This is a genomic window from Paenibacillus sp. FSL K6-4396 (assembly GCF_038002525.1).
Taxonomy (GTDB): Bacteria; Bacillota; Bacilli; order Paenibacillales; family Paenibacillaceae; genus Paenibacillus; species Paenibacillus amylolyticus_B.
Genome location: NZ_JBBOCR010000001.1, coordinates 3,202,040 through 3,226,015 on the forward strand (window position 1 = coordinate 3,202,040; position 23,976 = coordinate 3,226,015).

Here is a 23,976-nt window from a genome sequence, read left to right on the forward strand (position 1 = left end):
ACATGACAACCAAAAAGACGGCACATCTCATCTCGCATACCCATTGGGACCGCGAATGGTATATGCCTTATGAACACCATCATGTACTGCTCATTGAGCTGATGGATAAACTGCTGGACACGCTTGATCAGGACCCGGAATATCGCTATTTCCATCTGGATGGGCAGACGATTATTCGTGAAGATTATTTGCAGGTTCGGCCCGAACAACAGGAGAGGCTCGATCGTTATATTCGTGAAGGACGCATCCATTTGGGTCCATGGTATGTGTTACAGGATGAGTTTCTGACCAGCAGCGAGGCCAACTTGCGTAATCTGCTCATCGGTCATCGTGATGCTCGACCTTTGGGTGTGATATCCAAGACGGGGTACTTCCCAGACTCGTTCGGAAATATGGGACAGGCACCGCAGATTCTGCAACAGGCGGATATTCATAACGCGATCTTTGGGCGTGGGGTAAAGCCTACGGGATTCAATAATGCGGTGGTTGATGCAGACAGTTACGAATCTCCCTATTCCGAGATGATCTGGCGTTCGCCGGATGGTTCGGAAGTGCTCGGCATTTTGTTCGCGAATTGGTACTGCAATGGGATGGAAGTTCCGGTTGATCCGGAGAAAGCCCGAGTATATTGGGATAAAAATCTGGAAGATGCCGAGAAGTTTGCATCGACTTCACATCTGTTGTTCATGAATGGTTGTGATCATCAGCCGATCCAGACGGATCTGCCAGAGGCTTTACGTACGGCGGCTGCGTTGTATCCTGATGTAGAATTTATCAACTCCAATTTTGACGATTACATTGAGGCGGTTACGAAGGATGTGCCTGAGCATCTGGCGACCATTGAGGGCGAGCTTCGCAGTCAGCACACGGATGGTTGGGGAACACTGGTGAATACGGCATCTGCCAGGGTTTATCTGAAACAGTTGAATCAGCAGGGGCAGACGTTGCTCGAAAAAGTAGCCGAACCACTGGCCGCCATGGCCCATATAGCCGGGGTAAAAGATTATCCGCACCATCTGTTGACGCATGCATGGAAGATGCTGATGCAGAACCACCCGCATGATAGCATCTGCGGATGCAGTGTGGATGAGGTTCACCGTGAGATGGTGACCCGCTTTGCCAAGAGCAGACAGCTTGCAGAGAAACTTGTTTCCCAGAGTGCGCAGGCGATTGCTGAGTCCATTCATGTGCAACCTGCTGAGGCTTGGGGTGAGGAAGCGGTGCTGTTCACCGTGTTCAACACGAGTGGTTGGAGTCGAAATGGAGTCATTGAAATGGATCTGATTGTGGACAAAGCATTTTTCCCGGAAGGTCCTAATCCCCAGGCACTTGCGCAGAAAGTGGAAAAAGATGCACTGCCAGTGTATCAACTGGTCGATTCGGATGGACGCACGTATTCGGCAGAAATCAAGGATCTGGGTGCGCATTTTGGCTATGAACTTCCGAAGGATCGCTTCCGCCAGCCTTATATGGCTCGTAAAGTAAGAGTGACCTTCCAGGCAGTGGATGTACCTTCGCTGGGTTATAAGACGTATGCTCTCATTCCAGTTCAGAAGCAAACAGAGAGTGCTGAGATTGCTGAAGTGTCCGCTACGAGCGAACTCGTTCAGGTTCAGGGAATGATGATGGAAAACGGTCATTTGCGGGTGACGATTGAAGAGAATGGTACGGCTACAATTGAAGATAAGGTATCCGGTGCTGTATACAGGGGATTGAATTCATATGAGAATACCGGGGATATCGGCAATGAATATGTTTACCGACAACCAGAGGGAGAGACAACGCTGACCTCTGAGCATCTGAAGGCAGACGTGCGGATCGTGGAGCAATCTCCATATCGTGTAGTCATGGAAAGTGTATTACGTTGGGAAATTCCTGTTGGAGCAGATGAACTGTTCGAACGGGAGAAGCGCCAAATGGTTCCTTTTACAGAACGGAAGGCACAACGGGTGAAGAACACGGTTCCGTTGGTGATTACGACAACGTATACACTGGAAGCAGGAAGTAATATGGTCAAGGTAAAGTCTGACTTTAACAATCAGGCCAAGGATCATCGGTTGCGCGCACTCTTTCCATCCCGACTGGTGACAGAGGATCATTATGCAGATTCCATCTTTGAAATTGCCAAACGTTCCAATACACCGGCCAAAGAATGGGGGAATCCGAGTAATGCGCAGCATCAGCAAGCATTTGTACATGTGACCGATGGTGATCATGGCTTGATGATTGCAAACAAAGGGCTGAATGAATACGAGATTTTACAGCATGAAGAGGGCAGTACGATTGCGGTTACGCTGCTTCGTGCCTCTTCGGAGCTGGGAGATTGGGGTGTGTTTGAAACACCGGAAGCCCAATGTCTGGGACCTCAGAGTGTGGAATATGCGATTATTCCGTTTGCAGGTGATGCGGCACAGTCAGGTGCTTGTGCATCCGCATACGTGTATCCGATTCCGTGGACAACTGCGCAGCTAGGGTCATTAGCACGCACTTTTGAGCGGGAAGGACATGCCGGAGCTGATGGGCAGAAGGTGGAGTTGCCTCTGTCGAAGCAATGGTTGGCGTGGAATGCACAAAGTTCGTCACTGGCCTTCTCCACATTGAAGATCGCAGAGGAAACCGGAGATGTGATTGCTCGCTGGTATAATCTGAATTCCGAAGCCGCTGAGTTGAACGTTCAGCCTGGATTCGAATGCGCCTATGTCTATGAGAGCGATGTGCTGGAACGGGTCAAGCACACGTTGGATGGAGACAGCCAGACGGTATCCGGATACAAGATCGTTACGCAAGGGTATACGTTAGGTTAAGTTGACGTTTGAAATTTTAATCTTAGGAACCTCCTGTTCACGGTAGTGTGGACAGGAGGTTTTTGTCATGTGCTCTGTTATGTGCACCCAAACTAAAGCGTTATGCTGTATAAATATATAATAACAATTCATGTCGTGATTTTATACATTTATTGTCGTGAGTTTCTATTAAAAATAGATTAAGTCTGTGATAACTTATAGATAAATGTCAGAATATTATATAGTATGGAGGTAAGATACATTGACCATTCGAATTGGGAAAATTAGCTTGTGGCATGTTCACGCATGGGATTACATCAAGCAGGCACAGGAACATGAAGATACAGTCATCGCAGCGGTGTGGGATGAAGATGCCAAGCGGGGACAGGAAGCGGCTGAACGTTTAAACGTACCCTTCTATGCTTCACTCGAAGATATGCTGGCCAAGGATGACATCGATGCCGTTATTGTAGATGCGCCAACCCGCATTCATGAAGAAGTGATCACCGCTGCTGCAAAAGCAGGGAAACACATCTTCACGGAGAAAGTTATTGCAGCGACACAAGCGGAATCCAACAGAATCCTTCATGAGGTAAAGGCAAACAAAGTCAAGATGACAGTCTCCTTACCACGTCTGAATGCAGGATACACGCTAACAATTCAGGAGGTCCTTAACCAGGGATTGCTTGGCAAAGTGACTTATGTTAGAGCGCGTTTATCGCATGATGGAGCGATTTCGAACTGGTTACCTGAACACTTCTATGATCTGAAGGATTGTCAGGGCGGTGCACTGATTGATCTGGGCTGCCATCCAATGTATCTGGCCAAACTGTTTCTGGGTCAGGAAGTAACAGCGGTTAATGCAAACTTCGGATACATTACAGGCAAAGAAGTTGAAGATAATGCCGTTGCAACCTTGTTTACGGATTCCGGAGCAGTTGGCGTTGTTGAAGCTGGTTTTGTGAACAGCCATTCTCCATTTACGATTGAGGTTCATGGTACGGAAGGTACGCTTCTGTACGGGACACCTGATGATAAGCTGTTGATTCGTACAAAAGCAGCACAGGAACAATATGATGACTGGACTGAACTTCCTTTGGCAGACAAAAGGGAAAGCGCATTCAATCAATGGGTCGCACATATACAAAATGATACGGATGCAACTGAAAACGTGCAAATCGCTATGGAGCTGACCCGTTTGATGGAAGCAGCGAATCTCTCTGCCAAAGAAGGGCGCAGAATCACTCTGAATGAATTGAAGGGTTAGGTTTTATTAAGGAGGTGTGCAATCTTGAGCCTGTATCCTTATGAGAAAATGCTTGAACGGCAGGATCTCCTGGAGAGACTGGATATTCTAATGGTTTGGGGGCATTATGAGATTCGTGTGATGCGATTTCATCTGACTTCTTTTCCAGCGGGCCGAGTTGTGGATTTCCATAATCATGCGGAGTTTGAGTTTCATTTTATCCCGAGAGGTAAAGGTAAAGTTATTCTGGATGATCAGACACATGCACTGTCGGAAGGTATGCTGTATTTGACTGGACCGGGTGTCGTTCATTATCAGGAGGCTGATGCTAAAGAGGACATGGATGAACTATGTCTTCATGTGGATATCATTCACAGGCCAAGAGAGCATGTCGATCCCTGGGAAGCAGCTGAATCGGAGGAAACGATTGAAAAGCTGAGAACGCTTCCGCTTACTCCAGTGAATGATTATCATCGGGCGATGCATTGTTTTTTGGAAGCCTATGAGGCATGTGATCAGAAATTGTTAGGTTATTATACGTCGATCAAACAGCTGGTTATCAGCATATTACTCAAAACCGTGCGCGCATACGACACCGGGGGGAATCGACCGGAAGCCCCTGTCCGGGATATGTCGGTATATCGCTATGAGTATGCAGTGCAGTATATGGAAGCGAATCATCCTACAGTGGTCACGCTGGAGCATGTAGCTGAGAAACTTCATATTAGCAGCAGACAATTGCAGCGAATCTTCTACCAAGTACAGCCGGAGATGCCGTTCAGCCGCGTACTGGAGGATATTCGTCTGCGCGCCGTGTGCCGCAATCTGGAGGAAAGTAACGTATCCATTGAACAGATTGCTCTTGCTTCAGGCTTTAATAATGCCAACTATTTGCATGCTGTATTTCGTAAACGTCTGGGGATGACCCCATCGGCTTTTCGTAAAATGAAACAACCAATACTTAAGTGAGGGTGAATATATATGAGTAAAGTATATCGTATCGGAATTATTGGCTGTGGTGGAATCGCGAATGGTAAACATCTTCCGAGTCTGAGTAAACTGGATAATGTTGAACTGGTGGCTTTCTGCGATATTGTTCAGGAACGTGCAGATGAAGCCAAGCAGAAATATGGCTCTACCGATGCTGAAGTCTACACGGATTATCAGGAATTGCTTAAGGATGAGTCTCTGGATATTGTGCATGTGCTTACGCCGAATATTTCTCATGCCGAGATTTCCATTGCTGCTCTGGAGGCCGGCAAACATGTCATGTGTGAGAAGCCAATGGCGAAGACCTCTGCTGAAGCCCAGCTCATGCTGGAAGCGGCAGAGCGTACCGGCAAGAAACTGACCATCGGATACAACAACCGTTTCAGAGAAGACAGTCAATATTTGAAGAAGGTGTGCGAAGCGGGTGACCTGGGGAATATTTATTTTGCAAAGGCACATGCAATTAGACGTAGAGCAGTACCGACCTGGGGTGTTTTCCTGGATGAGGAGAAACAAGGTGGAGGTCCATTGATTGACATTGGTACGCACGCACTTGATCTGACGCTCTGGATGATGGATAACTATCAACCAAAAGTTGTGCTGGGTACGACCTATCATGAGCTTTCGCAACGTGAAAATGCGGCCAATGCCTGGGGCCCTTGGGACCCTAAACAATTTTCCGTAGAAGACTCGGCCTTCGGCATGATTGTGATGGAGAATGGGGCAACAATCATGCTGGAATCCAGCTGGGCGCTTAACTCACTGGACGTGGATGAAGCCAAATGCAGCTTGAGTGGCAGCGAAGCGGGTGCGGATATGAAGAATGGACTGCGCATCAATGGTGAGAAATTCAGCCGTCTATACACGAACGAGATTGAACTGAGTGCAGGCGGGGTAGCATTCTATGATGGCAAGAGCGAGAGCGCACCGGATGTGGAGATGAGAAAGTGGATCGAAGCGATTGAGAACGATCAGGAGCCAGTCGTCACACCAAAACAAGCGCTCGTTGTATCTCAGATCCTGGAAGCACTCTATGAATCTTCTCGCACAGGCAAGGCTGTGTACTTGAATAAGGGTAGCGAAGCATAGAACAGACATAAAACAATAGATTAGAGAACCCTTTGTCCCGTTATTGGCGACAAAGGGTTTTTGGGTATTTTGGTTACTAGCTATTGGTCCATACCAGACTCTATTTCAGCACATATGATGAGAGAAAACTGATCTGAAAAGAGGGTATGTCTTGACTAAACACAAAACGGGTCATGGTGTTTCCATTGTTGTATGTACAAATCGGCCGCAATTTTTTGAAAACATCCTGCAAAATTACAGTCGGCAGCGTTATAAAAGCAAAGAATTAATCATTGTCCTGAATCATGACAGTATGAATCTGGCATTATACCAAAACCGGGTTCGAAATCTTGCCAATGTTCATGTATATCAAGTTCCGGAGAGTATTTCGCTAGGACAAAGTTTAAACGCCGGAATAACAAGGACTCGCTTTTCGTTGATTGCCAAATTTGATGATGATGACTACTATTCGCCATATTATTTGACTGAACAGGTGAGAGAACTTAGACGGACCAAAAGTGATATTGTGGGCAAACATTCGTGTCTCGTCTATTTGGGCGCGTCCAAGACACTGTTGGTCAGATCCCCCGCTGAAAAAAATAAACCGGTTGAATTTGTACAAGGGGGTACTATTTTATTCAAAAGGGAGATCTTGAAAAAGGTCCGCTTCACGGACCGTTCCATAGGGGAAGATGTGACCTTCCTGAGACAATGCAGGAAAAGAGGATTCAAAGCGTACGCGACCTCTCCTTATAATTATGTTTATCACCGCAGACAGAACAAAAAGAGTCATACTTGGAGAGCGGATGATAACTTTTACCTGGAGGGAAGCAAAAAACTTGCGGTTACAGAGGATTTCAGACCCTATGCTAATAAGAAACTATAGAGGACAGAAAGAGCCTGAAGAAGCGGAGCGTTCGCCTACAAGCTTTCTGAAAGAAAGCTACATCGGAAGCATACGCTATCTCCGGATTTTCCCCTTTCAAAAAGGGATTCAAAGAAATCCGGGGATAACAGCGATCGGAAGGTTGTTCTGTCATCGTAGTAGCTTGTGTAAATAACGAAAGCAAAGATGCATCTGCTGCGTGTAGATGCGTCTTTTTTGTGCCAAAATGCTTCAATTTGGAGGTGGTGAGAAAAAAATATGAATTTACTTGAAAAAAAGTATTGCATATAAGTTTAGTCGGAATTATATTAATGGTATAAGGTCTAGACCATATACAGATCGGAGTGTTTAGATGTCCAGTACGTTTTCATTTCGTTTTGAGAAAGTATCCACCAAAAAGGTTAGTGAATTCATTAGGGAACAACTGGAAGAAGCCATTATTTTGAAAGAATTGATGAGTGAAGAACAGCTTCCAGCCGAGCGAGATCTGGCAGAAATTTTTAACGTAAGCCGCATTACCGTTCGTGAGGCACTCTCTTCACTGGAAGAGAAAGGCTTGATTGAGAAAAGGGTGGGTGCCAAAGGCGGAACATTTGTATTGCCTCTGACAGCCAATTCGCATAAACGGACCAGAGAAGAAATTAAACGGGATTGGTCACAGATGCTGAAGGTGTTTGAATATCGAACCATCATCGAGCCGGAGGGAGCTTTCCTCGCTGCTGAGCGGATCACCGCAGGCGAACTGGAGCTGCTTGAGGGCTACATGGAACAAAGTATAGAGCCAGACTGCACAAGGGAATGGTTCAGAGCGCTGGATGTGAAATTTCATCTGGCCATCGCCAAAGCGTCTGGGAATCCATACTGCGAGAGAGCTGTCAGACAGATCCGGACGAAAATTAATCCGGCGCTCGACTTGATGCCTTATGATGACCGGATACGTACCGTCAATCACGGTGTACATATGGAGATTCTTGAAGCATTGAAAGCCCATGATAGCATCAAGTCTAAGGAGACGATGAAAAGGCATATCGAATTCTCGGCGGATGCAATCTATGCCCGTTTGGTTTCTGAATCGGACAAAAATGAAGGGAATGACAGCGAATGAATCGTTCAGAACTAATACAGCTGGCTCAGCCACTACAAGCCCAGTTAAGTGCTTGGCGCAGAGATTTACATCGCCATCCGGAAATCGGTTACGAGGAGCATCGCACATCCGCTATCGTAGCTGAGCATCTGGAAAGCCTGGGGCTGGAAGTTACACGTAATGTCGGACAGACCGGGGTTACAGGCCTGCTTCGCGGAGAGACCGATGGACCAACCTTTGCTTTGCGCGCGGACATGGATGCCCTACCAATCCAGGATCAGAAAGCGGTGGAATACCGCTCGCAAGTGGAAGGCAAAGCGCATCTGTGTGGACATGACGCTCATACCTCCATCCTGATGGGTGCAGCCCAGCTGCTTACTGGTCTTGGAAGACCGAAATCAGGCAATATCAAATTTATTTTCCAGCCAGCAGAAGAGGGACTTGCAGGTGCAAGAGCCATGATCCAGGACGGTGTTCTGGAGAATCCGAAGGTTGATGCCATCGCAGGATTACACATGACACCTGGACAGAACACGGGAACCTTGGGTGTAAGTCAGGGCGTTGCGTTTGCGTCAGCTGATCCCTTGATCATCAAGGTGTTTGGTAAGGGTGGCCACGCAGCTCGTCCGCATGAGGGCATTGACGCGATCGCGGTATCCGCTCAGGTCATCACCGCATTGCAAAATATCGTCAGTCGGATGGTTGATCCACTTGAACCGGCAGTAGTCACGATTGGCAAAATCACCGGAGGTTATATGGGAACAGCCATCGCCCCGGAAGTGGAGATGATCGGTACGGTTCGTACACTCTCACCTGCCATTCGTGAGCGGATGCCAGCTTTGATCGAGCAGGTTGTTAAAGGTGTCTGTGATTCTTTTGGAGCAGGATGCGAAGTTGTCTACGGCGATGGATACCCTGTTGTCGTGAATGATCTCGGCATGGTTGACCTGCTAACAGAGACTTGTGATCAGGTTAATGCGGAGAAGGGATGGACTTATATCAAACCCTCCACAGGGGGCGAGGACTTTGCCTTTTATTGTGAACAGATTCCGGGTGTGTTTTTCAGACTAGGATCTGGGAATGATGAGGAACGTACTCGCTATCCACTCCACCATCCCATGTTTGATCTTGATGAGACAGCGATGCCTTATGGTGTAAGCATGTTGTCTGCAGTAGCACTTGAATTTTTGGCAAGGAATACAACTTCTGAGGGGGAGCAATCACAATGAAAAAAAGACAATGGACAGGCTTGTGGATCACGTTACTGGCAGTCGTAATGGTACTCAGCGCTTGCGGAGGAAAATCGACAAGCACGAATGATAGTTCCGCAACAGAAGGAACGGGCAGTGGAAGCGCAAGTACAACACTGACCGTTGCTGCAGCAACAGACATTGAGAGTTTCGATCCGCACAACAATAACAACACCTCCAGTGAAGCGGTTCTGGTCAACGTTTTCGATTATCTGATCAAAAATGACAGTGAACAGAAAAAAGTTGCGGGACTTGCGACATCATGGGATCAGGTTGATGATACAACATGGAGATTCAAGCTGCGTGAAGGTGTTACCTTCCACAATGGCGATCCATTCACTTCAGCAGATGTAAAATACACGCTGGAGCGCGTAGCCAAGGACGAGACACTGAAACAAAACAGTTATTTCAAAAATATCGTAGAAGTTAAAGCGGTGGATGACTATACCGTAGACATTATCACAGATGGTCCAGATCCATTGCTCCTGAATCGTCTGTCCAAAATGGGAGCAGGCATTCTGCCAGCAAAATATATTGCGGATAAAGGATTCGATGCTTTCCTGAAACAACCGGTAGGCACAGGCCCTTACAAGTTCAGTAAATGGACCAAAGATGATCGTGTGGAATTAGTGAAAAACGAGAACTACTTCGACGGTGAACCAAAATGGAATGAAGTGGTATTCCGCGTTATTCCTGAAGCCTCCACACGCGTATCCGAATTGCTTGCTGGTGGTGTAGATGTGGCGTCTTCCATTCCGTCCACCGACATTGCCCGGATCGAAGGCGAAGCAGATAAAAAGATTGTCAAAGCGCCAATCCAACGTGTGCTTCAGTTGATCTTCCGTCAGACAGAAGGCAGCATCACGGCTGATCCGAAAGTACGTGAAGCGATTGACCTGGCTATCGACAAACAAGGAATCGTGGACAGCATTGCCGGCGGAGCAGGTATCGTAACCCGCACGTCTGTAACTCCAGGCAACTTCGGTGCTGATCCTTCATTGTACAAAACGTCACTCTATGACCAGGAAAAAGCCAAACAGCTCCTGCAAGAAGCTGGCTATGCAGAAGGTGAAGCTGAGATGACCATCTCCGTTTCTGCACAGTACAAAGAACAAGCTGAAGTTGTTGCAGCCATGCTGGAACAAGCCGGATTCAAAATCAACCTGGATGTCCTGGAAGCAAGTGCATTCAGTGAACGTTACAGCTCCAAATCATTCAAAGAAATCTTCATGATTGGTATCGGTAACTCCTTGTTCGATGCTTCGAATAACTACAATCGTTATATGTTGGAAGAAGCAAAAGGCGAGTCGGATTACAACAATCCTGAAGTAGAAAAACTGCTTCAATCGGCACTGGTGAACATGGACCCTGCGTCTCGTGAGAAAGAGTATCAACAAGTACAACAGATCTTCTCTGAAGAACGCCCAGCCGTATATCTGTACCAAATGGAAGGTGTCTACGGAACAAATGCTAAAGTGAACTTCGCGCCGCGCAGTGACGAGATGTTCTATGCTGACGAGATTACACCTGTGGCACAGTAACATCGGGTATAACACCGGTCATTGAAAAGATAGGCCTGAACGGCAGGGACTGGATAACCATGTTCCTGCCGTTCTTTTTTAAAAGGGAGGTGAACAAGGAATGGGCAAATACGTTCTTAAGTCATTACTACAGATCATTCCGGTGCTGTTCATTGTTTCATTAATTGTGTTCATTTTGGTTCGAGTTACCGGTGATCCGGTTGCGCTAATGTTGCCTGAAACGGCTACCGCTGAAGATCGTACTGTCTTGACGCAGGCACTTGGTTTGGACCAGCCTTTATATACGCAATACGCGAAGTTTCTGGGCAGTGCGATACAGGGAGATTTTGGTCAGTCTTTTCGCTACAATCAGCCTGCGTTAGAGCTGGTGCTGGAGAGATTACCTGCCAGCTTTGAACTGGCTGTAGCCGCCATGTTTTTTGCCGTACTTATGGCTGTGCCACTTGGAGTCATTTCAGCTGTGAAACGCAATACGTTTACCGATCTCATCATTTCAGGAATATCCGTTATTGGTAAGGCGATGCCAAACTTCTGGATGGGGATTATGCTTATCCTCTTGTTCTCCGTCATGCTGGGCGTATTGCCGGTATCTGGTCGCGGAGGGTTGTCACATCTGATCTTGCCGGCATTCACGCTTGGCGTTGGACTTGCCGCGCAGATGACCCGGCTGATTCGCTCCAGCATGCTGGAGATTCTGAATCAGGACTATATTCGAACAGCCCGCAGCAAGGGGCTTGGCCGGATGGTTGTCATTGTGAAACATGCTTTTCGGAATGGACTGATTCCGGTGGTAACGATTATGAGTTTGCAGTTTACAAGTCTGATCGGGGGAACCTTGATTACGGAAACGGTGTTCTCTTGGCCTGGACTGGGTCAGTTGCTGGTCGTTGCAGTCAACACACATGATATGGCGATTGTGCAAGCCGCGGTGTTTGTCATTGCCTTTATCGTTGTGGTCATCAACATCTTGACGGATGTAGCTTACAGGCTACTCGATCCGCGCATCAAATACGACTAGAAGGAGGTGCAATCATATGACAGGCAGCAATGAAATGCCAATTCCGGGTACAGAACAGGAACAGGACAATGGACGTGCACCAACGGGATTTCGTTATATCTGGCAGCAACTGATCATCAGCAAGACCGGAATGTTTGGTGCTGTGCTTGTATTGTTGGTTGTGTTAATTGCCATAGGTGCACCTCTATTAACGAGTCATGATCCAGCGGCAGTGAATCCGCTCAATCGCCTTAAACCGCCTGCATGGCTTGAGGGTGGAACGGCCGAATACTGGCTGGGGACCGATAATCTGGGCAGAGACATGTGGAGCCGAATTGTATATGGTGCAAGAGTTTCCTTGATTGTAGGAATGGGTGCCGTGATTGTATCAGGAATCATTGGCGCGATTCTGGGGCTGGTATCCGGATTCTACGGGAAATGGCTGGATGCAGTCATCATGCGTGTAGGTGATGCATTCATGGCGATTCCAACCATTCTGTTCATGCTTGTTGTGATGGCGATTGTTGGCCCGGGTATTACAACGTTGATCTTTGTCATCGGGGTGACGAACTGGGTTCCATTCACCCGTGTGGTAAGAAGTGAAGTACTAAGTATCAAAGAGCGGGATTTTGTTCATGCGGCCAGATCAATTGGCGCGAAGAATGGAAGATTGATTCTGAAACACATTCTGCCGAATATCCTTTCATCCTTTATCGTAATCTGCGGTATGAATGTCGGCACGACAATTATTATGGAAGCTTCACTCAGTTTCCTGGGTCTAGGTATCAAACCACCTGATGTATCCTGGGGAGGGATGCTCAGTGATGGCAGACAATACGTTGCAACAAGCTGGTGGGTCGCTACATTCCCGGGACTAGCCATCACATTTACCGTACTCGGTGTTATTTTCCTTGGAGATTGGCTGCGTGATGTGCTTGATCCACGTACGGAGACAACCCATAAATAAACGGAGAAGGGAGCCATCAATATGAATCAAAGACCAATTATGCCGGAGGATCTGAGTCACTACCGTTGGATAAGCCAGCCGGTGATCAGTCCTAACGGACAAGTGGCTTATGTGGAACAGACCATAGATCAGGATGAAAACGAATATAATACACAAATTCGAGGAATTTCGCTCGATGGTGATGAAGATATTGCACTTTCGGATGGAACAAAAGATTCCTCACCTGCTTGGTCGCCGGATGGCACACAGCTCACATTCATTCGCTCAGTGGATGGGGGTAAAGGACTATGGTCGCTCCAGTCAGATCAAAAAGAGACTGTCATGCTGATATCTCCCGCACGTAAAATATTGAGTTATATCTGGTCGCCGAACGGGCAGTACATTGCGTTTACCAGCAAAGTACAACCGGAGGACCAACAGAAGAAAGCAGACGCACAACAGGAGCCTGCATCTGTGCTGCGAGGTAAAGTCTTCGAGCGCACAACGCCGAAGGCGGAAGGGTCTGGCTGGTGGGACGGTCAATACAGCCAGTTGTTTGTATATGAGATTAAAAGCGGGGAAATCACACAGGTGACTTCCGGGCTATGGAATATCAGTGCCCCGGTATGGTCGCCAGATAGCCAGCAGCTTTCTTTCATTTCGAAGCAAGTAGAGGATGAGGAGCTTGATGCGGATCTGCTGTACTTTACGGATATATACAGCGTTCGATTGGGAGAGAGTGATCTGTTCAAAGTGACGGATTCCAGTCTGGCGATAAGCCAATTCTCTTATTCGTCCGACGGGCAGCAGCTGATCCTGATCGCCAGTGATCGTGAGTATGGAAGCGGGAGCCACAACAGCTTATACGCTGTCCCCGTTCATCGAGGTATACCCAGGCCAATCGCACCTCAATTAGATATGCAGATTGGTAACGCGGCGCTTGGAGATATGAAGTCGGCAGGTGCGTCACCTTCTCCTGTCTCGGATGCCAATCATCCCGAACGCGGTGTATATGTACTTGGGACGCAGAACGGGAGTGTGGATGTGTACCGTATTCAAGATAATGGAGAGTGTCAATCCGTTACGGGTGCTGGTGAAAAGGATGTGTATCAGTATACCTTAACGCCAGATGGTACGTCGCTGGTTATCGCTGCGTTAACTGCTGAACAACCCGGAGAGTTATATCGCGTGGATATCAACAGTGGTGAGATGTTCAGGCTCACCCGGCGAAATGATGAATTCATGGCTGAATTGGCTGTAAATGTGCCAGTCCGTGTAGAGTTTACGTCCTCCGATGGATGGCCGCTTCAAGGTTGGTTAGCCACACCGACAATACGTGACACCAATGGGAGACTGCCACTGATTTTGCAGATTCATGGTGGACCCCACGCAATGTATACGGGCATATATAGTCATGAGATGCAGACACTCGTTGCGCAAGGTTACGCTGTGCTATGGATCAATCCTCGCGGAAGTATGGGATACGGTCAGGAGTTTGCCAGAGCTTGCCGTGGCGACTTTGCCGGAGGGGATTACCGGGATCTTATGGAAGCTGTTGATTATGCCCTGGCTACATACGATTTCCTTGATGCATCACGTCTGGGTGTAGCGGGTGGCAGTTATGGCGGAGTGATGACAAACTGGATTGTAGCGCATACCCACCGTTTCAAGGCGGCTGTAACCCAGCGTTGCATCTCCAACTGGTTGTCCATGTATGGAACGAGCGATATTGGAATTTCCTATGTTGAGGGAGTCATTGGTGGTAATCCGGCGAAAAACGCTGAATTCCTGTGGTCTCGCTCACCTCTTGCCCATGCACATCACATTGAGACGCCACTTCTGATCATGCATGGAGAGCAGGATTATCGGACACCGATTGCACAAGCGGAGGAATTATATACTACGCTAAAACGATACGGCAAAAAAACCAAACTGATTCGTTACCCGGGTTCCAACCACAGTTTGCTGAAAAGCGGTAAACCTTCATTACGTATCGATAGCTTCGAACAGGTGAATGCCTGGTTCAATCAGTACCTCGGGAATGAGGAGGGCGAGCAATGAGTCGAACTCAGTTGTCCATTCCTGTAGGGCTTCTCGTAGAGAATGTACTGACAAGTGGTGCAACCAAGGAGAACATTATTGAATGGTTGCAACGTCGTGACTTTTCCCGGTTGCTGCCTCTGGTTAAAGAGCCCGCGATGGATTTTGATGAAAGACTGCAGACAGCAGCTGATATCGGAGACGATTGGGAAATGGCGATACGTCAAGGTTATGAGTTTAAGTTTTTGCATATTAACGCATTGAAGAGATTGCTCGATTTCCGGTTTGACCGTAAGATGGATCGGGATTATGTTCAAGATGATCTGTCATTGAAGCATATTCATCTGACTGAACATGAGATTGAATTGCTGCAATCGTTAATTGGCAGGCAATGGATCGTGCAAGTTGAAGAAACCGAGGCAGCAGAGGAAGGGAGAACAGAGACCGGGTCATCCTCCCACATTCCTGTCCTTATTCAATTGAAATTCCCATAGTATGACCATCAGAAGCTGCGGTGATCGCGGCTTTTTTTGGTATGTACAGTTAGAAATGTGGACGACAGAATTCAAAAAGTTGAAATCGGACTCTTCATGATTTATATTTATATTAAATGATATTATTATCTATCAAAAAATGCAGGCATAAAGAGGGGGACCTAAGATGTCCATTCAAAATGTTTTTGGGAAAATTCAAATATCGGATGATGTGATCTCCAAAATTGTCGGCAAGATCGCGAATACTACCAGTGAGATTTCATCCATGTCGACAGGACTTGTAGAAGGTATCACCAAAAAGTGGAGTGGGAAAAGTCTGCAAAATGGCATAGCCATCCGCAAGGTAGAATCAAGACTGGAGATAAACTTAAAGGTTGTCGTTTGTTATGGAACAAAAGTGCATGAAGTCTGCAGGGAATTGCAACACAATGTGAGATTACATGTGGAACAGCTGACCGGATTAACCATTGATACGGTGAATGTGATCGTTGAGGGGTTATCATTCAACCAACCTGATGCGAGGTTTTAGTCCAATTTCAGCTACATAGAGGAGTGACAGCGATGAATAAGATTTCCATAATAAAAGCCAGTCCACAATCATTAGTCGGCGGGCAACTAAATCAGATGGCACTTGAATATATGGCCTATTCGCTTGCAGGTACCAAGGATAAAGGCATTATTGAGAAAACATTCAACAAGTTATGGCGTTCGAATCAGAACCGATTCAGTCACCAATATGCTTATGAAGCTAAAATGGGTAACCAAACGCTGGGCATGATCATGTGTTATCCGACCACTATAATGAACAAACTTGCTTTGCCAACGTTCTCCAAACTGTTTGAACTTCGTAAATGGAGCCTGATTAAGTATAATCTCCAACACTGGAAAGAGTTTTACTCCATGGTGACATTAAAAGAAGCGGAGGACGACGAGTACCACATCGGAACATTGGCTACCTTGCCTGAAAGCAGAGGACTTGGTGTAGGGACACACCTCATTCATTTTGCTGAGGAGCAAGCTATAACACAAGGTCTGTCCAAATCTTCACTTACGGTTAAAAAGGAAAATCTACTATCTATTAAACTCTACGAGCGTTTGGGATACCAGAGAGTAGGGGAAATCAATAAACCGTCGTTATCCCTGTACAGGTTGTCCAAAAAACTGGTGTAATGTTTTCTGATACGAATAGAAAAAAGCAGCAAACTGGAGAGTTTCACATATATAAGCCTACATTTGAACAGTTAAAAGTGTGAGCTGGAGGGGCACTTTATGCGTCCCTTTTTTAGTTTTCAGATTTTTCTCATAAAAAAAGTAACTTGACTTTTGTGGGTGATTAAGCAGGTACTTGACAGGGGTGTGGTATAGTATAAAAGTTCTTTAATGAAGTAAGACGGAGAAATATACAATGTGGGGTGTAACCAGTGTATCAATATAAGGATCAGGAATATGAAACAGTACATTTTGAGGGACGTGATCTGCGCTATGGAGAACTCATAAGCTGTGTTTTCAAGCAGTGTACATTTATGAACGCTTCTATGGAAGAAATCGAAACGAGTAACTGTCGTTTTATCGAGTGTGACTTCAAAGGGGCTTCCATGAATGGTTCGATTCATACGGAATCGGCTTTTGAAAACTGCACCTTTGGTGGTGCAAATCTCTTTGCTTCCAAATTCAGCTCCTGCAAGATGACAGGCTCAGACTTTTCAGGTGCGCAAATGGATGGCATCACACTAAGTCACGGCGATTGGTCCTATACAAATCTGAGACATACACGTTTGGGGAAACAGGATCTGCGAGGAATTCGTTTCTTTGAGGCTGACTTTACGGACACGGATTTCACCAAAGCGGATTTGAGAGACTGTGATCTTACCCGAGTTGTATTAAGCAGAGCCAAGCTGCAAGGGGCCGATCTAAGAGGGGCTAACCTGGAAGGAATCGATCTGAAATCACTGGATATCAAAGGCGTACGTTTGGATCGCGAACAAGCCGTTCTGTTTGTACGCTCGTATGGTGCGAAAGTAGATTGAGTTGAACATACACAGCAGCAAGCCGCCCTTAAGGCGGCTTTTTTGACGTTAAAGCTTTCCCATTCAAGTAAATTGGCAGGAATAAGAGATCTAAACAAGAAGTAGTTAACATAAGTTTCAACTAAAAGGAGGTTATCATGACCGTCACATTAATTACTATTGTTGCTATTATTGTCTTTGGGCTTATAACAGGCACAATCACTACAATTATGGCATTTAAACTGCTACGTAACAATAAAGAGAATCAGCATCTTCGAAAGAGCATTCTGATGGACGGAATTCCAGCAGAAGCGATTATTCATGATATTGTACAGACTTCATCCAGTATGGATGGAAGGCCAGGGGTACGACTGGATTTGACTGTAACCCAAGTTGACGGCCGCACCTTCCCAACAATTGTAGAGACGTATATTCCAATCACACATATTCCCCACTTTCAGAAAGGGAATGTCATTAACGTAAGATACATTGCGATGGGGAATGAACGAAAAGTTGAGGTAGAGGATGCTTATGCTCCGTAACGTGTATCAATGGCTTGATTTAGGAGGATATTTTTTTGAAATTAATTAAAACATATGATGTGGATCTAAGTGAAGAATGGTCAACTCTTCTTCAAGAATTACTTGTTGCCAGTTTTCCGGAAGTTTATCCGAAAGACAGATTGTTTTTTAAGCAAATACCACAGGGCAGAGTACTGGCATTTGCCCCAGATAACCAATTAGTTGGGCATGTAGGAATAGATTACAGGATAATGAATTTAAATGGAAAACCCATAAGAGTGTTAGGGATAATTGATTTGTGTGTTTCTTCTGCTGTTCGCTCTCAGGGAATCGCTTCTTTGTTAATATCCGAAGTGGAAAGGATGGCCAAAGGGCGTGTTGATTTTGTCCTTTTATTTGCGGATCATGAGGAATTGTATAGCAAAAATGGATTCAAAACGGTAAGCAACACATGTAAGTGGTTGAAAATTGATCATGAAACCTTAACCACAGTTGGAGTTGGGCATCAAGAGGTGGAGGGGTTAATGATTAAAGAAGTTGGAAGCATGCCATGGAGTGAAGGAGAACTCGATTTTTTAGGATATTTATATTAATCTTTACTCGCCAAGATTGAAGAAGGGCGCCTTGACCCATATCGTATTCCATGTTACGTTTTCTGTATTAAATTTTGAACTTTCAAAGGGGGGATAGAGTCATGACTGAATTAGAGGTTGTGGATGTTTATGTGGACCTGTCAACGAACATGAACAGTGGCATGGTTCACAATATGACTAATCAGAATCCGACACTTTGTCCTCCTATGCATAGATCTACTTGGCGTTGAGTAGTTTATCGCCAGGTTTCTTTATTGTATAAGCGAATCTACATTCTGATTATGTTCAAATATTAAAGTGAGGGAATCCATGCCATGTTCGATGGTGAAATCCCGTCAGTTTACTTTTATATTTCACATAAAAAGGATGATCTGCATGTCTTTAATTAACGTTACCAACCTGACCTTTGCCTATGATGGCAGTTACGATAATATATTTGAAAATGTTAGTTTTCAGTTAGACTCCGATTGGAAATTGGGTTTTACCGGCAGGAACGGCAGAGGCAAAACAACCTTCCTCAATCTGTTGCTCGGTAAATATGAATACAGCGGACATATCTCTGCGAATGTTAGCTTTGAATACTTTCCTTTCCAGGTAGAGAATAAGGGAGCCATGACGGTCGATGTCATCGGCGAGATTCATCCTGAATATCTGCACTGGCAAGTTGTACGCGAGTTTAACCTGTTGAAGGTGTCGGAAGATGTATTGTATCGGCCTTTCGACACGTTATCCAACGGAGAACAAACAAAGGTGATGCTGGCTGCCTTGTTCCTGAAGGACAATCGGTTTCTGCTCATTGATGAACCAACCAATCATCTTGATATTCATGCGAGAGAAATCGTAGGTGATTATCTCCGCAGCAAGAGTGGATTTATTTTGGTGTCTCATGATCGATCCTTCCTGGATCAAAGTGTAGACCACATCCTTTCCATCAATAAGAGCAACATCGAGATTCAGAAAGGCAATTTCTCCGCTTGGTGGGAAAATAAAAGAAGGCAAGATCAGTTTGAACTTGCGAGTAATGAGAAATTAATAAAAGATATCAAGCGTTTATCCGATTCTGCCAAACGGACCGGCGGATGGTCGCATGAAGTCGAAAAGACCAAAAATGGTACAAGAAACTCCGGTTCCAAGGTGGATAAAGGATATATTGGGCATAAGGCTGCCAAAATGATGAAACGTTCCAAAAATATTGAACAAAGGCAGCAATCTGCGATTCAAGATAAGTCTAAACTTCTCAAAAATATCGAGAGTGCAGAACGACTGCAGATCCATCAGCTGGATTTTCACAAGCATGAACTTGTCGAATTGGAACATGTGTCGATATCGTACGGGGCCAATACGGTGTGCAAGGATGTCAGTATCACGGTTGAAAAAGGAGATCGTATTGCCCTTTACGGTAAAAATGGATCTGGCAAATCCAGCATTCTTAAACTGATCTGTGGTGAAGATATTGCTTATACAGGTCTTTTCCGAAAGGATCATCAGCTTAAAATCTCGTATGTATCGCAGGACACGTCCGATCTTGGAGGGCATTTATCTGAGTATGCGGCCACACACGAGATTGATGAAAGCCTGTTTAAATCAATACTTCGAAAGTTGGATTTTTCCAGACTGCAATTGGAGAAAGATATCTCAACGTTTAGCGCAGGTCAAAAAAAGAAAGTGCTCATTGCCAAAAGTCTTAGTGAGAAAGCTCATCTGCATATTTGGGATGAACCACTCAACTTTGTAGATGTCATTTCACGTATGCAGATCGAAGACTTATTGCTGGAATACTCGCCAACCCTGCTTTTTGTAGAACATGATCGTGAATTTTGTACCAATATTGCAACAAGAATCATTGAACTATGAGTATTAATGAAGAACAATTCCTTGTTAGGAGCCGCCATATGGCGGCTCTTAAACTTTACATATTCTCATATCTCGATCAACCATATAAAAGTTGTTTGTTACACGCACACATTGGTATGGTCAGGAAGTATGCTATAATTTTATGGTCTAATCCAATCATATGATGGATGAACAGATCAATTGTTGAACTATACTCGCTAAGAGGTGTAATACCAATGAAAAAAGAAATGACTACAATCAAACAAACCAGGCTCAATTCCATTTTGGACGAGGCCACCAAGTTGCTGATTGAAAAACCGAATGCTTCCATGAATGAAATTGCAGAATCTGCAAAAATCGGTATTGCGACTTTACATCGATATGTGGAAAGCCGCGAACAGCTCATGGTTCATCTGGGATTACGCGCAATCGAGGTGGTCAGTGAGACCATGCAACAAGTTCAACTGGATGAAGAGCACTGTGAAAAGTACATACCTGAGCTGATTGAGGCGCTGATTCCATTAGGCGACAAAATATATTTTCTGGCTCATGACACCACCATTAACTATAATCCAGAGATTGAGGGAGCAGATCTGAAACTGAGACAACCGGTACTGCATGCGGTCGGTCTGTTACAACAGAAAGGTTATTTTCGCTCCGATCTTGATAAAACCTGGATTGTTGATGTGCTGTATTCCATCATGTTCCTGACGTGGCAGCAGGTTGTAAGTGGTCACATCGCGAGAAAAGCAGCTCCCGCGCTTGTAGTAGACACGTTTTATCATGGGTTTAAGCAGCACTAGGTCAGCGCCAATAGAAGCAAAAACATTAGATTTTAATAGCGAAAACACCCCAAAAAAGTCAATCGTATCGTTGGATACACAGACTCTTTGAGGGTGTTTTTTTGCGTTCACAACAGCGTTTCTCAGTGCGCAAGCTGCAAAGACTTGATTTTCTCACATATTCAAATATTAACAGAGTTCAGAATTTAAGATTTCCAGTTTACAAAAAATGATATAAATTTCTAGTAGATTCAAATCATTACCAAATAAAGACAAAATATTCAAACAAGGGGGGCCGGACAGAAACACCAGCAATTGTGCAGTTCAAAATCAGCTTATGTACTCATTCCATCAACCCAAATCAGGAGGGATTCCATGCTTTACACCATTATTGTGCCAGTCAACCAGGACTATAACATTTTGAACTTGTTCACAGATTCGCTGCTCCGGACGGTAAGTCCATCCACCCAGATTATTTTCATCAACGATGGTTCCGGCTCAGCAGTCTTTCAACATCTGGATAAACTGAAGCAAGAAGTAAGAGAAGGTGTGACCATCGAGATTCTTCAGCATGATTTTCCACTCGGTTGCGCCGTGTCGATTAATAGCGCACTGAGTCTAGCCAAGGGAGAGTACATTTTCTTCCTGGATTCTGACACCATTCTTCAACCGAACTGGCAACCGATGATGAAAGAGACACTGGATAGCGATATTACGATTGGCATGATTGGAGGGGTTCTGTTGTATCCGCAAACAGGAGGCGTGCAGCATTGCGGCATTGCTTTTGCGGACACCATCGGCCGACACCTGTTCCTGAACGCATCTCCTGATGATATCCCAAAAGAAACCTTCTCTGTTCAACTGGTGGTGTTCGCCATGTTTGGCATGAAGCGGGAGGTGTACGAGACCATCGGTAACCTCGATGAGAAATTCTTTAACGGGTACGAGGACTTTGATTATCAGATGCGGGCACGAGCTGCCGGATACGATACGGTCATTAATCCGAATATTCAAGCATATCACTGGGAACGCAGTAGCGGCATTCACCGGAACTTCAACCGCAAGAATAATCTGGCACGCTTCTGGAAAAAGTGGGGCGGTCAAATCGAGGCTGATGTGTGGCCTTTCGTTTTCAGTCATCTGAAAGCACAGCTAGAGAGTCAAGTTGAATACCAGCATCTGCCGATTGTTGGCATTGACCTTGCCGAGGTTCGCAGTGATGCGGATACATTCTGGACCAAGTTGGAGGAAGCTGACTTTGCCAATGTAGCCGAGGTACGTGACTATTCCAATCGCTTCAATTCCAACGGGGCCATCTGGCTGCCACAGGTACTGGGTAAAGAACTGATTCATAGTGAGAACCGGTTACTGTTTTTGGTAGACAATTTCGCCCGTTTATTAGAGAACCGCTACTGGATTGAGATGAGACATGCCCATCGAGCCAAGGATCTGATCATTGATCTGTATGGCAATGTGATCACGATGGATCGCATATACGATGGATGCTGGCCTGGAACCAAAGTTCGGTAATTCACTCACAACGAAAATAAACAGGGAGGTACTTAAGGTGAAAGAAAAAGAGAGCACGCTCGATCGTGCCGTAAGATTTACCCGTAATCTGGAGTGGTTGGAGCAAGTCGAAAAGGTAATTCCGAGCGGATGCAGCACTTTAGCCAAAGCACCTGAACGTTTATTTCCGGGGCATACACCCGTATGTTGTGCAGAGGCTTACAAATCCCGATTTACAGATATCGACGGTAATGAATGGCTGGATTGCGAAATGGCCATGGGTACGGCGTCTTGGGGCCATGCGAGGCATGAAGTCCAATTAACCGTCATTCACCAGCTGAAAAAAGGGACTAGCTTCTCGGTTCCGGCCGACATCGAGCTTGAATGCGCCGAGTTAATTCTGGAGCGGTTCGAGGGTCGTTATCCGTCGCTGCGCTTCACCAAGAGTGGTGCCGATGCAGTGAGTGGGGCCGTACGACTTGCTCGTGCCGCAAGTGGCAAAAGCAAGGTTATTGCGACGGCTTATCATGGGTGGCATGATTGGTCCGCATACGGCTATTATGGTGGCCAAACGAAAGAACGGGGCATTCCAGTGGATATCGAGCGTTCAACGATCTGGGTCAACAAACCTACTGCGGAGCGAATTGAGGCCCAGATTACCTCATCTCCCGAGGATATCGCATGTATTGTTTTATGTCCCAACGAGTGGAAAAGGGAGGCACTGGAGGAAGTCGTCAACCTATGCCGCTCTCTGGACATCATTATCATATTCGATGAAGTCACTTCCGGTATTCGAATGGGCAAACAGGCTACAGCAGGAGAATATGACATCTGGCCTGATCTGCTCTGTATCTCCAAAGGTATGGCAAACGGGTTACCGCTCGCAGCGGTTTTGGGGCCAGAGCACTTGATGTCTCTGTCGGGACAGGTCCGATTCAGCAATGCCCATTCCAGCGAAACAACAGCGCTCGCGGCAGCCATTGCCTGTGAACGATTAATGAAAAATGCGAAAGTGTGGCCGACTTGGCGTGATCCGGCAACCCGGATCATGGATCGTCTGGAATCTGAACTTGTATTACTCGGATTAACAGATCAATTGGAAGTGAAGGGGACGTATGCAAGCTTCTGCATTCAATCTCTGGCCGAGGATAACTTTCAAACGGACCCTTTCCGCGAGTTCATGGTAAAGAGAATGGCTCACTTCGGCATCTTCACCAAAGGTTACTTGATTTTCTCAGATGCCCATACACGGGAAGAATTGCTGTGGGTCGAGGAAGCGCTGTTGCAGATCCTGTCAGACTGGAAAGAGATTCAGAAGCAGGAACATCTTCATGCGATGCAACTTTCGAAAACGTTTGAAGCTTAATCCATAGATCATAATCGACAATCGACTAGGAGGAATTATTC

The 23,976-nt window shown here is 45.9% G+C and carries 21 protein-coding genes; all 21 read left to right on the top strand.

The annotated features are described in order from the left end of the window. The first annotated feature begins 2 nt into the window (after positions 1-2). The 21 genes from MHB85_RS13930 to MHB85_RS14030 all read left to right on the top strand — a co-directional run bounded on the left by MHB85_RS13930 (position 3) and on the right by MHB85_RS14030 (position 23,935). Positions 3-2,804, top strand: coding sequence for an alpha-mannosidase (locus tag MHB85_RS13930; RefSeq protein WP_341073083.1), 2,802 nt, complete (start codon positions 3-5; stop codon positions 2,802-2,804). A gap of 241 nt (positions 2,805-3,045) precedes the next feature. Then, a complete protein-coding gene (locus tag MHB85_RS13935) occupies positions 3,046-4,050 on the top strand; it encodes a Gfo/Idh/MocA family protein (RefSeq protein ID WP_192131738.1) in 1,005 nt (334 codons plus the stop codon). A 24-nt stretch (positions 4,051-4,074) separates the two neighbouring features. Further along, the gene (locus MHB85_RS13940) at positions 4,075-4,998 is read left to right on the top strand and encodes an AraC family transcriptional regulator (RefSeq protein WP_244660885.1); all 924 of its coding nucleotides are present in this window, start codon (positions 4,075-4,077) and stop codon (positions 4,996-4,998) included. 12 nt (positions 4,999-5,010) lie between these two features. Next, the gene (locus tag MHB85_RS13945) at positions 5,011-6,108 is read left to right on the top strand and encodes a Gfo/Idh/MocA family protein (RefSeq protein ID WP_192131737.1); all 1,098 of its coding nucleotides are present in this window, start codon (positions 5,011-5,013) and stop codon (positions 6,106-6,108) included. 151 nt (positions 6,109-6,259) lie between these two features. Beyond that, positions 6,260-6,973 carry a glycosyltransferase gene (locus MHB85_RS13950; RefSeq protein ID WP_091016567.1) on the top strand — a complete coding sequence of 238 codons (714 nt, stop codon included), beginning with the start codon at positions 6,260-6,262 and terminating at the stop codon, positions 6,971-6,973. Positions 6,974-7,325: 352 nt separating this feature from the next. After that, complete coding sequence (locus MHB85_RS13955; protein ID WP_091016565.1) at positions 7,326-8,078, top strand: FadR/GntR family transcriptional regulator; 753 nt, start codon at positions 7,326-7,328, stop codon at positions 8,076-8,078. Continuing rightward, on the top strand, positions 8,075-9,286 hold the full coding sequence (locus MHB85_RS13960; protein ID WP_192131735.1) for a M20 metallopeptidase family protein: 1,212 nt from the start codon (positions 8,075-8,077) through the stop codon (positions 9,284-9,286). The genes MHB85_RS13955 and MHB85_RS13960 overlap by 4 nt, the downstream gene beginning before the upstream one ends. Then, a complete protein-coding gene (locus MHB85_RS13965; protein WP_192131733.1) occupies positions 9,283-10,848 on the top strand; it encodes an ABC transporter substrate-binding protein in 1,566 nt (521 codons plus the stop codon). The genes MHB85_RS13960 and MHB85_RS13965 overlap by 4 nt, the downstream gene beginning before the upstream one ends. 100 nt (positions 10,849-10,948) lie before the next feature. After that, positions 10,949-11,866 carry an ABC transporter permease gene (locus MHB85_RS13970; protein WP_192131731.1) on the top strand — a complete coding sequence of 306 codons (918 nt, stop codon included), beginning with the start codon at positions 10,949-10,951 and terminating at the stop codon, positions 11,864-11,866. 16 nt (positions 11,867-11,882) lie between these two features. After that, positions 11,883-12,812 (top strand): ABC transporter permease, encoded by a 930-nt coding sequence (locus MHB85_RS13975; RefSeq protein ID WP_091030896.1) that lies wholly within the window; start codon positions 11,883-11,885, stop codon positions 12,810-12,812. 21 nt (positions 12,813-12,833) lie between these two features. After that, positions 12,834-14,852, top strand: a complete 2,019-nt coding sequence (locus MHB85_RS13980) for an alpha/beta hydrolase family protein (protein WP_192131729.1) — start codon at positions 12,834-12,836, stop codon at positions 14,850-14,852. Beyond that, the gene (locus MHB85_RS13985; RefSeq protein WP_192131727.1) at positions 14,849-15,325 is read left to right on the top strand and encodes a hypothetical protein; all 477 of its coding nucleotides are present in this window, start codon (positions 14,849-14,851) and stop codon (positions 15,323-15,325) included. The genes MHB85_RS13980 and MHB85_RS13985 overlap by 4 nt, the downstream gene beginning before the upstream one ends. A gap of 166 nt (positions 15,326-15,491) precedes the next feature. Continuing rightward, positions 15,492-15,854 carry an Asp23/Gls24 family envelope stress response protein gene (locus tag MHB85_RS13990; protein WP_091016552.1) on the top strand — a complete coding sequence of 121 codons (363 nt, stop codon included), beginning with the start codon at positions 15,492-15,494 and terminating at the stop codon, positions 15,852-15,854. 32 nt (positions 15,855-15,886) lie between these two features. Further along, a complete protein-coding gene (locus MHB85_RS13995) occupies positions 15,887-16,495 on the top strand; it encodes a GNAT family N-acetyltransferase (RefSeq protein ID WP_192131725.1) in 609 nt (202 codons plus the stop codon). A 251-nt stretch (positions 16,496-16,746) separates the two neighbouring features. Then, positions 16,747-17,352 (top strand): pentapeptide repeat-containing protein, encoded by a 606-nt coding sequence (locus MHB85_RS14000; RefSeq protein WP_091016549.1) that lies wholly within the window; start codon positions 16,747-16,749, stop codon positions 17,350-17,352. Positions 17,353-17,489: 137 nt separating this feature from the next. Further along, complete coding sequence (locus MHB85_RS14005; RefSeq protein WP_192131724.1) at positions 17,490-17,873, top strand: hypothetical protein; 384 nt, start codon at positions 17,490-17,492, stop codon at positions 17,871-17,873. A gap of 35 nt (positions 17,874-17,908) precedes the next feature. Then, on the top strand, positions 17,909-18,445 hold the full coding sequence (locus tag MHB85_RS14010; RefSeq protein ID WP_192131722.1) for a GNAT family N-acetyltransferase: 537 nt from the start codon (positions 17,909-17,911) through the stop codon (positions 18,443-18,445). A 375-nt stretch (positions 18,446-18,820) separates the two neighbouring features. Continuing rightward, on the top strand, positions 18,821-20,299 hold the full coding sequence (locus MHB85_RS14015) for an Lsa family ABC-F type ribosomal protection protein (RefSeq protein WP_341073084.1): 1,479 nt from the start codon (positions 18,821-18,823) through the stop codon (positions 20,297-20,299). Between the two features lie 215 nt (positions 20,300-20,514). Beyond that, positions 20,515-21,081, top strand: a complete 567-nt coding sequence (locus tag MHB85_RS14020; protein ID WP_192131718.1) for a TetR/AcrR family transcriptional regulator — start codon at positions 20,515-20,517, stop codon at positions 21,079-21,081. 354 nt (positions 21,082-21,435) lie between these two features. Beyond that, complete coding sequence (locus tag MHB85_RS14025) at positions 21,436-22,590, top strand: glycosyltransferase family 2 protein (RefSeq protein ID WP_091016536.1); 1,155 nt, start codon at positions 21,436-21,438, stop codon at positions 22,588-22,590. Positions 22,591-22,627: 37 nt separating this feature from the next. After that, positions 22,628-23,935, top strand: a complete 1,308-nt coding sequence (locus MHB85_RS14030) for an aminotransferase class III-fold pyridoxal phosphate-dependent enzyme (protein ID WP_192131716.1) — start codon at positions 22,628-22,630, stop codon at positions 23,933-23,935. Positions 23,936-23,976 lie beyond the last annotated feature (41 nt).

Bases quoted from the DNA above. Each gene is read 5' to 3' on its own strand.
- MHB85_RS13955 (WP_091016565.1), top strand. From the start codon at position 7,326: ATGTCCAGTACGTTTTCATTTCGTTTTGAGAAAGTATCCACCAAAAAG.
- MHB85_RS14025 (WP_091016536.1), top strand. From the start codon at position 21,436: ATGCTTTACACCATTATTGTGCCAGTCAACCAGGACTATAACATTTTG.
- MHB85_RS13965 (WP_192131733.1), top strand. From the start codon at position 9,283: ATGAAAAAAAGACAATGGACAGGCTTGTGGATCACGTTACTGGCAGTC.
- MHB85_RS13980 (WP_192131729.1), top strand. From the start codon at position 12,834: ATGAATCAAAGACCAATTATGCCGGAGGATCTGAGTCACTACCGTTGG.
- MHB85_RS13945 (WP_192131737.1), top strand. From the start codon at position 5,011: ATGAGTAAAGTATATCGTATCGGAATTATTGGCTGTGGTGGAATCGCG.
- MHB85_RS13995 (WP_192131725.1), top strand. From the start codon at position 15,887: ATGAATAAGATTTCCATAATAAAAGCCAGTCCACAATCATTAGTCGGC.
- MHB85_RS13985 (WP_192131727.1), top strand. From the start codon at position 14,849: ATGAGTCGAACTCAGTTGTCCATTCCTGTAGGGCTTCTCGTAGAGAAT.
- MHB85_RS13990 (WP_091016552.1), top strand. From the start codon at position 15,492: ATGTCCATTCAAAATGTTTTTGGGAAAATTCAAATATCGGATGATGTG.
- MHB85_RS13975 (WP_091030896.1), top strand. From the start codon at position 11,883: ATGACAGGCAGCAATGAAATGCCAATTCCGGGTACAGAACAGGAACAG.
- MHB85_RS14015 (WP_341073084.1), top strand. From the start codon at position 18,821: ATGTCTTTAATTAACGTTACCAACCTGACCTTTGCCTATGATGGCAGT.
- MHB85_RS13930 (WP_341073083.1), top strand. From the start codon at position 3: ATGACAACCAAAAAGACGGCACATCTCATCTCGCATACCCATTGGGAC.
- MHB85_RS14020 (WP_192131718.1), top strand. From the start codon at position 20,515: ATGAAAAAAGAAATGACTACAATCAAACAAACCAGGCTCAATTCCATT.
- MHB85_RS14005 (WP_192131724.1), top strand. From the start codon at position 17,490: ATGACCGTCACATTAATTACTATTGTTGCTATTATTGTCTTTGGGCTT.
- MHB85_RS13970 (WP_192131731.1), top strand. From the start codon at position 10,949: ATGGGCAAATACGTTCTTAAGTCATTACTACAGATCATTCCGGTGCTG.
- MHB85_RS13960 (WP_192131735.1), top strand. From the start codon at position 8,075: ATGAATCGTTCAGAACTAATACAGCTGGCTCAGCCACTACAAGCCCAG.